We start from the raw sequence: 12595 nt of genomic DNA, 5'->3' as shown, positions 1-12595 counted from the left end.
TTAACTTGACTTCCAGAAGTACGTGCGTCCGCTCCTGTTCCTACTAGGCTTTCACCTGCTTCTCTTATCTTCTTGTAACGCTCACCAGATGACTTCATGATAGTCTTAACCTCTGCCTGTGCAATTACTGGGAATGTTCTAGAGTATAACAAGAACAATACAAAGAAGAATCCAATAGTTCCGATAAAGATCCCTATATCCACAAATGTTGGTGAGAACATCGTCCAAGAAGACGGAAGGTAATCTCTGTGCAATGAGGTCACGATAATTACGAAACGCTCAAACCACATTCCTATGTTCACCACAATAGAGATAAAGAAAGAGAACATGATGCTTGTTCTAAGTTTCTTGAACCACATGAACTGTGGAGAGAATACGTTACAAGACATCATCATCCAGTACGCCCAAGCGTAAGGACCTGTTGCTCTGTTCAAGAAGGCATATTGCTCATACTCAACTCCAGAGTACCATGCAATAAATAACTCAGTAATATAAGCCACACCAACGATAGATCCCGTAATCATGATTACGATGTTCATCAATTCGATGTGCTGTACAGTAATATAATCTTCAAGGTTACATACCTTTCTCATGATGATAAGAAGGGTATTTACCATCGCGAATCCAGAGAAAATCGCACCCGCAACGAAATACGGAGGGAAGATGGTGGTGTGCCATCCAGGAATCACCGATGTTGCGAAGTCAAACGATACGATGGTGTGTACAGAAAGTACAAGTGGTGTTGCCAAACCAGCCAATACCAAAGATACTTCTTCAAAACGTTGCCAGTCTTTAGCTCTACCTGTCCATCCAAAACTTAATAATGAATAAATTTTCTTTTGGAAAGGCTTCACCGCACGGTCACGGATCATTGCGAAGTCAGGTAATAAACCAGTCCACCAGAACACCAATGATACCGATAAATACGTTGAAATCGCGAATACGTCCCAAAGAAGCGGAGAGTTAAAGTTAACCCATAACGATCCAAATTGGTTTGGGATTGGCAATACCCAGTATCCTAACCATGGACGTCCCATGTGAATAATTGGGAACAATCCCGCCTGAACTACCGAGAAGATAGTCATCGCCTCTGCAGAACGGTTAATTGCCATTCTCCATTTTTGACGGAATAACAATAATACTGCAGAGATCAGAGTTCCTGCGTGACCAATACCTACCCACCAAACGAAGTTGGTAATATCCCAGGCCCAGCCCACAGTTTTGTTTAATCCCCAAGTACCGATACCTGTGGATACTGTATATAAAATACACCCGATTCCCCAAAGGAAAGCCACAAGTGAAATACTAAAAACTATCCACCATTGTTTGTTTGCTTTACCTTCAATTGGCTTGGCGATATCCACGGTTACATCGTGGTATGATTTCTCGCCTGTAACTAAAGGTCTTCTAATAGGTGCTTCGTAATGAGACGCCATAATCCTTTTATAATTATTTCTTAGTTTGTTTTATTATGCTTCTGTTGTGTTTCTCACCTTAGTTTGGTAGATCACGTTTGGTTTTGTTCCAATGTGCTCTAACAAGTGATACATACGGTTATCCGCTTTAAGGTGGGCTACTTTACTATCCTTATCATTGATATCTCCAAATACCATTGCACCACTGCTACAAGCTGCAGAACATGCTGTTTGGAATTCACCATCCTTAATCACACGTCCATCACGTTTAGCGTCAAGAACCGTTTTTTGTGTCATTTGGATACACATAGAACATTTTTCCATAACACCACGAGAACGTACCACTACGTCTGGGTTCAATACCATACGACCTAAATCGTCATTCATATGATAATCGAATTCATCGTTTCCATTGTAAAGGAACCAGTTGAATCGACGTACTTTATAAGGACAGTTGTTTGCACAGTAACGCGTACCAACACAACGGTTATAAGCCATGTGGTTTTGACCTTGACGACCGTGTGATGTTGCCGCAACTGGACATACAGTTTCACAAGGTGCGTGGTTACAGTGCTGACACATTACTGGTTGGAAAGCAACTTGAGGATTGTCGGCTGGATGCTCCATTTCTCCAAATCCTGTCAATGAACTTCCAAGTCCAGCGATATTGTCTTTCTTCTCATTATCCCCTTCGAAAGAGTCCTCAGAAGAATAGTATCTATCGATACGTAACCAGTGCATATCACGGCTACGACGTACTTCTTCTTTACCTACCACAGGAACGTTGTTTTCGGCGTGACATGCAATTACACAAGCCCCACAACCTGTACAAGCGTTCAAGTCGATAGAAAGGTTAAAGTGATGACCTATAGAACGATCGAACTCATCCCATAAATCAACATCTGGAGATGTTACAGGCGTTTCTTCGTGGTTCAAAGACACTACAGGAATAGCATTCCAATGAGATTTATCTTTAGTATTGAAAATCTCTAAGGTAGTTTCCTTAACAATGTCTCCACGCCCCATCAAGGTATTGTGCAACTGGATACATGCAAACTCATGCATTCCTGCAGCTGCAGCAACCGTTACATTTTGAACTGTATTGAAATCTTGGTATAAAGTAAAGGCGTTAACACCTGTCTTCATTTCTTCTTTCAATCCTTCAGTTCTACCGTAACCAAATGCTAAACCAACAGTTCCTTTAGCCTGTCCTGGTTGGATCAACACAGGAACATTCTTCAAGGTCGTTCCGTTTACGGTTACATCGGCATAACTACCATCTAAAGCTCCGGTAGCTACGTGTACGTTTTTCAAGTTTAAGCTTTCTGCATCTGCCTTGGATACCGTTAGGTAGTTATCCCAAGACACACGAGAAATAGGATCTGGGAACTCTTGCAACCAAGGGTTGTTGGCCTGTTGACCGTCTCCCATTCCAGTTTTAGAATAGAACACCAATTCCATTCCTTGAGAAGTGGCACCTGCCAAAGCTCTTGCTGCCGCAGCTCCAGAAGTAGCTGTAGTAGTTTCTACAGTACCTTCCTCTTCATTTTTAAGACCTAATCCTTCAGCAACATCTTCAATGATACCACCAACAAAGGTCTTGTCCTCATGGTGAGCACCTTCTGGAGTTTCCACTACAACACTGTGGTTAGTAGTAAACACACCATCATGCAATGCTTGACTGAAAGAAGCTCCTCCTAATACACTCGTATTCCAAGTTTGCTTGATATAGTCGTGGTAAGTTGTTGCACTTCCATTCCACTTCAATAAAGCTTCTTGGAATTGTCTTGTGTCGAACAAAGGACGTATAGTAGGTTGTGTTAACCCATAGTATCCTTTCTTCATTTCTACATCACCCCAAGATTCTAAATAGTGAGGTGCTGCAGCGATATATTGTGCCAATGCAGAAGTTTCATCTTTCTTCAAAGAGAATGCTATTGACAAATCTGTTTGTTTTAATCCTTCAGCAAAATCGGCAGCATTAGGTAAGCTATACATTGGGTTTACACCACTCATGATGATAGCTCCCACTTTACCAGCTTTCATATCTGCTACCAAAGCAGCTACAGCCTTATCGTTACCTTGTCTAGTTTTGATAGTTGTTTTAGGATCGAATGCTTTACTCTTCAAGTGGCTATTGATTTCCAATACCACAGTTTGAGCATTTACATCTTGAAGTCCTGTTACAACTACAGCATTAGCACCAGCGCTCTTAATTTGAGCTGCAGCATTTGCAACTGCCTGAGCAACGGCTTCTGGCAAATCTGCAGATACAGATCCACCAACTACCAATGTATATAGTTTTGCTAAAGCTTGTTTTTGTTGTGTTGCTGTTAATGGTACACGCTTATCGGCGTTGGCACCAGTTAACGACATGTTAGATTCAAATTGAATATGTCTTGACATTTTACCGTGGTTAGGTACACGTCCTTTAGCATATCCAGAATCAAATCCTCCACCTTGCCAATCTCCTAAGAAATCCGCACCTATCGAAACGATAGTTGACGCTTTGGAAAAATCGTAGTTAGCAAGACCTCTTTCACCGTATTTAGCTTGGTAAGCATCTAATGCCGCAGATTCAGAAACCGCATCGTATTGCACGTGCTTAACGTTTCCAAACTTGGCAGCAAACTCAGCAATCAACGAAGAAGTAGAAGGACTGGCAAACGTTTGAGTCAATAACACAATTTGTTTTCCAGAAGCTTTAACTTCATTAAGTTTTTGATTTGTTTGCGCATCAAATTCATTCCAAGTGATCGCAGCATCACCTTTCATTGGTCCTTGCACCCTTAAACTATCGTACAATCCTAAAACAGATGCGTTCACTCTTGCGTTGGCACTACCATTTACAGCAGCTAAAGCATTGTTTTCGATTTTAATTGGACGACCTTCACGGGTTTTAACTAAAACGCTTGCAAAGTCATATCCATCTGCAATAGTCGTTGCATAGTAGTTGGCAACACCAGGAACGATTTCCTCTGGTTGCACTACATAAGGGATAGACTTAATTACCGGCCCTTCACAGGCTGCCAATGAAGCAGCAGCTGTACTAAAGCCAACGTATTTTAAGAAATCACGACGTGTTGTAGAAGAACTCTCCAAGGAGGCCTTATCTCCTAAAAACTCATCAGTTGGAATCTCTTCAACAAATTCGTTTTGTTTTAGCGTCTCAACAATAGAGCTATTCTCGTTAAGCTCTTCAACACTTTTCCAGTATTTCTTGTTTGATGACATATTATATAATTGAATTACTTCTTAATAAATTAATAATGACACTTACCACATTCTAGACCGCCCATTTGAGCAGCAGTAAGTTTTTCCACTCCGTACTTTTTAGACAATTGCTCATGGATTTTAGCATAGTACTCATTATCCTGAACTTTCACCTCTGTCTCTCTGTGACAGTTGATACACCAACCCATTGTTAAAGGAGCATGTTGGTACATTACTTCCATTTCCTCAACTGGTCCATGACAAGTCTGACATTGGATTCCTCCAACAGAAACGTGTTGCGAGTGGTTGAAATATGCGAAATCTGGTAGATTGTGAATTCTCACCCATTTTACAGGTTGCGACTCACCAGTATATTTTTGGTCCGCATCGCTCCATCCAGCAGCTGCATATAGCTTTTGGATTTCTCCATCGTAAAATTCCTTGCTGTGCTCAACAGTCGTCTCTCCATTATATTCGTAGATAGACTTGTGACAGTTCATACACACATTAAGAGATGGAATCCCTGAAGTTTTACTTACACGTGCAGAGGAGTGACAGTATTTACAATCGATACCGTTATCACCTGCGTGAATTTTGTGTGAGAAGTGAATTGGCTGAACCGGCTGGTATCCTTGATCAACACCTACCTGCATCAAATATCCGTACACAAAGTACGCACTAGCCAACAATAAAAAGATAGCAGTAACCAAAACCAAGAATTGGTTTTTAGCAAACGCCTTCCATAATGGCAGCCTAACTTCACCTTCGGTAATATCTACACCTTTAGCCTCTGCAAACCTATTTAAGGTTTGTCTCACCAAAATCAAGGCCATTGCCAATAAGGCAAACAATAACGCTAAGGCCCCTAAAATAATCTCATTTGAAATACCAGAACCAGCAGCTTGCCCACCTGCTCCACCTACTGGTGTCACTTCCACTTTAGGCTCTACTTTTTCTTGCGCAGTATACGCTAATATATCTGCGATATCTTGATCGCTTAACGTAGCGAACGCCGTCATTGGCGTATTGTTGAATTCTGCAAAAATTTGGTTAGCGTAAACATCACCAGATTTGATCAATCCAGCACTGTTACGTATCCATGCACTTAGCCACTCACGGTCCAATCCATGATCATCTGCCAATCTAGTTTCTACATTTCTCAAGGCAGGCCCTGTCATTTGCTTGTCTAAATTATGACATGCAGCACAGTTGGTGTTAAACAAGGATTTTCCTTTGGCAGGATCTCCTTCTTGTGCCTTCAGAGACGCTGAAAACGTGAGTAAAATAATAAACCCTAATCGAATAATCTTTGAGGTCAATTTACGGTATATCACCTGTTTCATATTAATAGTTGAATTATCTTCCAAACTTTGGTATGATTTTTTCATTCAAAAAAGAAAAAAATACAGTTATAAAAATCTCGCACAAAAGTAACATTTAAAGTGGATTCTAAAAATGTTACAGAAGTGTTAACTGATAATTTATACGCATTCTAAATAAGCTGATTTACCTATATATAATAATGTATATGACGGCCTATTTCTAGAAATTATTTTCATATTTTAGCCGCAAGTAAATCCATAATACTAAATCATTTACACCCAAATAAACCATTCATTTTAAACCATTTTAGAATCATGACTCACAAAAATACGAAAAAAGCGCTACTAGGGTTCTGCTTATTTTTAGGAGCTGTTTCCTACATACATGCCCAACAAGGAATTGTAACGGTAGACAAGAGCAATGAAATTACCAAACTTTTGGAATTCAAAAAGGACATTAACACTGTTCGCTTGTATAAAATTCAAATATTTTCCGGAAATCGTTCCGGAGCAGAAAAGGCGAGATCCGAGTTCAAAGATTCCTATGAAGATTGGCCGGTGACGATGGAATATGATACCCCACATTATAAAATACAGGTAGGTACGTTTAGAAGTCGTTTGGAAGCAGATAAGGCTCTTATCAAGGTTAAAGCCAACTATCCAAATGCATTTATCTTCCAGCCCAAAAACGAAATCAAATAATCGTAATACATACAAAAATAAAAAGGCGACCAAATGGTCGCCTTTTTATTTCATTATATAATATTGAAATCCTATTTCAATTTCTTCTTAACTTCTACTTCTTGGAATGCTTCTATAATGTCACCTTCTTTAATGTCGTTATAATTCTTAATCTGCATACCACAATCGTATCCTTTTGCTACTTCCTTAACATCATCTTTAAAACGTTTCAAGGAAGCCAATTCCCCAGTGTAAACAACTACACCGTCTCTAATAAGTCTAATTCCAGAGTTTCTAAATATCTTACCATTGGTAACCATACACCCTGCAATACTACCAATCTTAGAGACTTTAAATATTTCTCTAATTTCAGCAGTACCCGTAATCTCCTCTTTAAGTTCAGGAGACAACATGCCTTCCATAGCATCTTTAAGGTCATTGATGGCATCATAGATAATGGAGTACATTCTAATGTCGATTTCTTCTTTATCGGCAATCTGTCTAGCATTACCCATTGGTCGAACATTAAATCCGATAATGATAGCATCTGAAGCAGTTGCCAATAACACATCACTTTCTGTAATGGCTCCAACTCCTTTATGTATGATATTAACTTGAATCTCTTCCGTAGACAGTTTCTGGAATGAATCGGTCAATGCTTCCACAGAACCATCCACATCCCCTTTAAGGATGATGTTCAACTCTTGGAAATCTCCAAGTGCAATACGACGTCCAATTTCATCTAGAGTAATATGACGTTGTGTTCTTACAGACTGCTCTCGTTGTAACTGTGTACGTTTAGCAGCAATTTGCTTGGCTTCTCTTTCGTCTTCAAATACGTTGAATTTATCTCCTGCCTGAGGTGCTCCATCCAATCCTAAAATAGAAACTGGTGTCGACGGTCCTGCTTGGCTAACGTCATTACCTCTTTCATCATGCATTGCTTTTATCTTACCACTGTTTTTACCAGCAAGTACATAATCACCTACTTTTAAAGTACCGGCCTGAACTAAAATGGTTGACACATATCCTCTTCCTTTATCCAAAAAGGCTTCAACTACAGTACCATTAGCTAATTTATTGGCATTTGCCTTAAGCTCCAATAATTCGGCTTCCAGTAATACCTTTTCTAATAATTCTTTAACACCCTGACCTGTTTTTGCTGAAATATCATGGGATTGGATTTTACCTCCCCAATCTTCCACCAATAAGTTCATATTTGCCAATCCTTCTTTTACTTTATCAGGGTTAGCACCTGGCTTATCAATTTTGTTGATTGCAAAAACAATTGGCACATTAGCCGCTTGGGCGTGAGCGATTGCTTCTTTTGTTTGTGGCATGATGGCATCATCTGCCGCAATTACAATAATGGCCAAATCCGTTACTTGAGCACCACGCGCACGCATGGCAGTAAAGGCCTCGTGACCTGGTGTATCCAAGAAGGCAATTTTCTGACCTCCATCCAAGGTTACTCCATATGCTCCAATATGCTGAGTGATTCCACCAGACTCTCCTGCAATTACATTTTCTTTACGAATGTAATCCAATAGCGACGTTTTACCGTGGTCTACGTGTCCCATCACTGTTACGATTGGAGCTCTTGGCGTCAAGTCTTCCGGTCTATCTTCTACTTCTTCTATTGACTCTTCAATATCAGCAGTAACAAACTCAACCTCGTAACCAAATTCATCTGCTACTACAGAAAGTGTTTCTGCATCCAAACGTTGGTTCATGGTTACCATCATTCCAAGAGACATACATGCCGAAATAATCTGTGTTACCGACACATCCATCATTGTAGCAACTTCACTTGCCGTAACAAATTCAGTTACTTTAAGGATTTTACTTTCAGCTTGTTGTTGCTCAAGACTCTTTTCAGTCTGCTCTCTATGCTGTTCTCTTTTCTCTCTACGGTACTTAGCTCCTTTACCCTTACTGGATTTACCTTGAAGTTTTTCAAGAGTTTCACGAACTTGTTTTTGTACTTCCGCTTCGCTAGGCTCCTCCTTAACAATAGTAGGACGTTTACCCTTACCTTTAAATCCGCCACCTTTTTGGTTTCCACGATTGTTCTGGTAATTAGGCTTATTATCTGTTCCTGCTTTGCTTATACGACGGCGCTTCTTTTTATTGGCATCTTGCGACGACGCAGCAGGTTTTTTATCTTCTTTCTTCTTTTTAGGCTTATCAAACTGAGATAAATCTATTTTTTCACCGGCAATTTTAGGACCTGTTAACTTTTGATACTTAGTTTCAACACGTCCTTCTGGGAATTCTTTAGGTTTTTCAGCTGTGGCTTGCTTCTTCTCCTTAACTGGCTCCTTTTTAGGTTTAATATCCTGTTTTGGCTCAGGTTTGGATATTTTTTCCTCTTTTTTGGGAGTTTCTTGTTTAGGAGCTGGGGCTGGTTCTGGAGTTTTCACTTTTGGCTCAACTGGTTTTGGTTTCTCTTCCTCTTTAGGTGTCTCTACCTTAGGAGCTTCTTCTTTAGGAACTTCAACCTCTTTAGGAGCTACTACTTCTTTAGGGGCCTCTTCTTTCTTAACTTCTTCAGCTTTTGGCGTATCCAAGTCAATTTTCCCAACCTGCTTCGGTCCACTAAGTTCAACTTTGGCTTTCACCACCTGTTGCCTGCTTTCCTCAGCTTTTCTTGCCTTCTCCTCCAATTCGCGCTCACGAATTTCGCGAAGTTCTTCTTTTTCCTTCTGCTTAGCCTCGCTTACTTCCTTGGATGCCACCTTTTTACTGGCATCGGTTTGAAATTCACTGGAAAGAATCGCGTAGACCTCTTCTGAAATTTTAGTATTCGGGCTTTTCTCTATTTCCACGTTTTTTGATTCCAAAAAATCAACCGCACGGTCAATAGAAATATTGAGTTCTCGTAATACTTTATTTAATCTAATTGTTTGAGCCATAAATTGCCTGTAATATAAACTTATATCTGTTATTCTTCAAATTCTTCCTTAAGAATTCTTATTACTTCTAGAATTGTTTCTTCCTCTAAATCTGTCCTCTTCACCAAGTCTTGAACATCTTCTTCCAATACACTCTTGGCAGTATCCAATCCAGCCTTATTGAATTCTTCAATAATCCATCCTTCTATCTCATCAGAGAACTCTGTTAATTCAACATCTTCCTCTGCGCCTTCTCTATACACATCAATTTCATAACCTGTCAATTGACCCGCCAAACGAATATTATGACCTCCACGTCCAATAGCCTTACTCACCTCTTCTGGTTTAAGCAATACTTCTGCGTGTTTGGTCTCCTCATTAACCTTAATAGAGGTTACCCTTGCAGGACTTAATGCTCTTGTAATAAAAAGCTGGATATTGTTGGTATAGTTGATTACGTCGATATTTTCGTTTCCAAGTTCTCTTACAATCCCATGAATTCTCGATCCCTTCATACCTACACAGGCTCCTACAGGGTCAATTCTATCATCATAAGAATCTACGGCTACTTTGGCCTTTTCACCAGGAATTCTCACCACATTTTTAACAGTGATCAACCCGTCAAAAACTTCTGGTATTTCTTGTTCGAACAATTTCTCCAAGAAAACAGGAGCCGTTCTAGACATGATAATGGCAGGCTTATTACCTTTTAATTCCACACTTTCAATGATTCCACGAACATTTTCTCCCTTACGGAAAAAGTCTGATGGGATTTGTTTTTCCTTTGGCAAAATAATCTCATTTCCTTCATCATCCAAAAGAATAATAGCTCTATGACGGATGTGGTGTACTTCAGCGGTGTAAATTTCACCCTCCAACTCCTTGAACTGCTTGTAAATATTGGTATTGTCGTGCTCGTGAATTTTAGAAATAAGATTTTGTCTCAAAGCTAAGATAGAACGTCTACCTAAATCCACCAGCTTTACTTCTTCGGCCACATCTTCCCCAACTTCAAAATCAGGTTCAATTTTACGTGCTTCAGAAAGGGCAATTTCCTGGTTTGGATCCTCTACTTCCTCATCGGCCACTACCACACGGTTTCTCCAAATTTCTAAATCTCCTTTATCTGGGTTTATAATTATATCAAAGTTGTCATCGTCACCATACTTCTTCTTTAACGCATTTCTCAACACATCCTCTAAAATCGCCATCAGCGTTACACGATCAATTAATTTGTCGTCTTTAAATTCTGAAAAAGAATCAATTAACGCAACATTTTCCATAACTTCTATGAATTAAAATTTTATAATAACTTTTGCCTCTAAAATATCGTCGAATTTTAGCTGAGCTTCCTTTTTAACCGTCACTTTTCCTTTTCCTACTGGCTTAGCTTCTCTTGCTTTCCATTCTAAAACAATTCCTTCAGAATCTACATCGGCCAGAGTGCCCTCCAGCTTTTGGTCGTCCTTGGTCTTAATCTCTAACACTCTACCAAGATTCTTTTTGTATTGCCTGTTGTGCACAAAGGGAGTCGTAGCTCCGGCCGAGGTTACTTCCAGTGCAAAATCCTGCTCCTCTCGGTCTAAATTGTGCTCCACAGCCCTGCTCACAAACATACAATCTTCTACAAGAACACCATTGTCTCCATCAATCACAACTTTAATATCATTGTCCCCAACAATTTTAAAATCAATCAAAAACAAGTCCTCGCGTTCTTGAAATGCCTTGTCCAATAATTCCTTTACAGTGTCTTTAAACATTTTCAGTATAAAAAGAGGGGACTCCCTGTCCCCTCGTTAATTCCTTTCCATATAACGCGGCAAATATACAACATTTATATTGATTTTCACAACCCATAGCATGTCGAATTTTATTCTTAATTTTATAGGAAGAACAACTAACATGCTAACAATGAAAAAAATACTTGTCCCAACCGACTTTTCCCCAGAGGCAGAAAACGCCTTGAAAGTCGCGGCCCAATTGGCCCGAAGACGTGATGGAGAAATTTTTTTACTCCATATGCTTGAGCTTCCTTTGCAACAAGTGGACGTCATGAATACCCCTAGTGAACTGCCCGAAGCCATGTTTTTCATGAAACTTGCCCACCAAAAATTCGAGGAATTACTCTCTAAAGATTATTTAAAAGGCCTCACAATCCACGAGACAATAAGAACCGATGGCACCTTTAGCAATCTAGTGGAAAAAGGGCACGAATTTAAGGCGGATTTAATCATTATGGGATCCCATGGTACTTCAGGTATCAAAGAGATGTTTATAGGCTCTAATGCCGAAAAAGTAGTACGTACATCGGATATCCCAGTTCTTGTGATAAAAAACCACCACGAAAACTTCCTCGTAGAGAACTTTGTATTTGCCTCCGATTTTAAAAACGATAATAAGGAAACCTACAAGCAGGCCCTAACTTTGGTAAAGGAATTCAACGCCAAAATGCATTTACTAATGGTAAACACAGCAAATAATTTCATACCAACTTCAGAAGCGAGACAGCGCATTTTGGATTTTATCAAAGATTATGAATTCGACAATTATACGTTGAACATTTATAACGATACCTCTGTAGAAAATGGCATTCTCAATTTCTCAAAGGAAATCAATGCAGATTTAATAGGTATCAGTACCCATGGACGGCAAGGCATTGCCCATTTCTTTAATGGTTCCATAAGTGAAGATTTGGTCAACCACGCAAAACGTCCAGTTATTACTTTTAAAATATAAACAGACAGCCCAAATTTAAGGGTTATCTAGGCTGAATATTCACTGAAGTTTTTATTTGTCTATAGAAGAAATACCGTTATTTATATTAAAGCTTCTAAAAGAGCCTTAAAACCACTTTTAAAGCAACAAAAAAGTTGAATACCAAACCCCAACTTGAACAGTAGGGGTTTTGTGTTATTTGAAGGGTATTGTTTTGGCAAGGTATATAAAACAAAAAGCCCCCAGCAAAATAATGCTGGGGGCTTGCAAACCTGCCGCCTGGCAGGCAAAAAAGGCGACGACCTACTCTCCCACGGGTGCAGTACCATCGGCGCTAACGGGCTTAACTTCTCTG

Annotated in this window: 8 protein-coding genes and 1 pseudogene; 2 read left to right on the top strand and 7 right to left on the bottom strand. The window is 39.7% G+C overall.

What is annotated here, in order from left to right; all coding sequences use genetic code 11:
- Nucleotides 1–14: 14 nt before the first annotated feature.
- From nrfD to ZA05_RS17260, 3 genes and pseudogenes are all read right to left on the bottom strand, one after another.
- Nucleotides 15–1436: pseudogene (nrfD, locus tag ZA05_RS17270) on the bottom strand (NrfD/PsrC family molybdoenzyme membrane anchor subunit); the annotation flags it as partial.
- 33 nt (nt 1437–1469) lie between these two features.
- A complete protein-coding gene (locus ZA05_RS17265; protein ID WP_053992934.1) occupies nt 1470–4649 on the bottom strand; it encodes a TAT-variant-translocated molybdopterin oxidoreductase in 3180 nt (1059 codons plus the stop codon).
- A gap of 29 nt (nt 4650–4678) precedes the next feature.
- Complete coding sequence (locus ZA05_RS17260) at nt 4679–5971, bottom strand: cytochrome c3 family protein (RefSeq protein ID WP_053992973.1); 1293 nt, start codon at nt 5969–5971, stop codon at nt 4679–4681.
- Between the two features lie 294 nt (nt 5972–6265).
- Between ZA05_RS17260 and ZA05_RS17255 the strand changes: the two genes are divergently transcribed.
- Entirely contained in the window at nt 6266–6652 is a 387-nt protein-coding gene (locus tag ZA05_RS17255) for an SPOR domain-containing protein (protein WP_053992933.1), read from the top strand.
- A 71-nt stretch (nt 6653–6723) separates the two neighbouring features.
- Here the strand turns inward: ZA05_RS17255 and infB are convergent, their stop codons facing one another.
- Genes infB through rimP form a run of 3 tightly spaced genes read right to left on the bottom strand, consistent with a single transcriptional unit; the run spans nt 6724 to nt 11285 of the window.
- On the bottom strand, nt 6724–9546 hold the full coding sequence (gene infB / locus ZA05_RS17250; protein ID WP_053992932.1) for a translation initiation factor IF-2: 2823 nt from the start codon (nt 9544–9546) through the stop codon (nt 6724–6726).
- A gap of 29 nt (nt 9547–9575) precedes the next feature.
- The gene (gene nusA, locus ZA05_RS17245) at nt 9576–10808 is read right to left on the bottom strand and encodes a transcription termination factor NusA (protein WP_053992931.1); all 1233 of its coding nucleotides are present in this window, start codon (nt 10806–10808) and stop codon (nt 9576–9578) included.
- Nucleotides 10809–10820: 12 nt separating this feature from the next.
- Entirely contained in the window at nt 10821–11285 is a 465-nt protein-coding gene (gene rimP / locus ZA05_RS17240) for a ribosome assembly cofactor RimP (RefSeq protein WP_053992930.1), read from the bottom strand.
- Nucleotides 11286–11436: 151 nt separating this feature from the next.
- Between rimP and ZA05_RS17235 the strand changes: the two genes are divergently transcribed.
- Nucleotides 11437–12261, top strand: coding sequence for a universal stress protein (locus tag ZA05_RS17235; RefSeq protein WP_053992929.1), 825 nt, complete (start codon nt 11437–11439; stop codon nt 12259–12261).
- Between the two features lie 80 nt (nt 12262–12341).
- Here the strand turns inward: ZA05_RS17235 and ZA05_RS18515 are convergent.
- Nucleotides 12342–12595: hypothetical protein (locus ZA05_RS18515; RefSeq protein WP_231632517.1), on the bottom strand; the 254-nt coding region annotated here is incomplete at its 5' end.

Origin of the sequence: Mangrovimonas sp. TPBH4, from assembly GCF_001280505.1 — a bacterium.
Lineage (GTDB): Bacteria > Bacteroidota > Bacteroidia > Flavobacteriales > Flavobacteriaceae > Mangrovimonas_A.
This window is presented reverse-complemented; position numbering and strand designations above follow the sequence as displayed.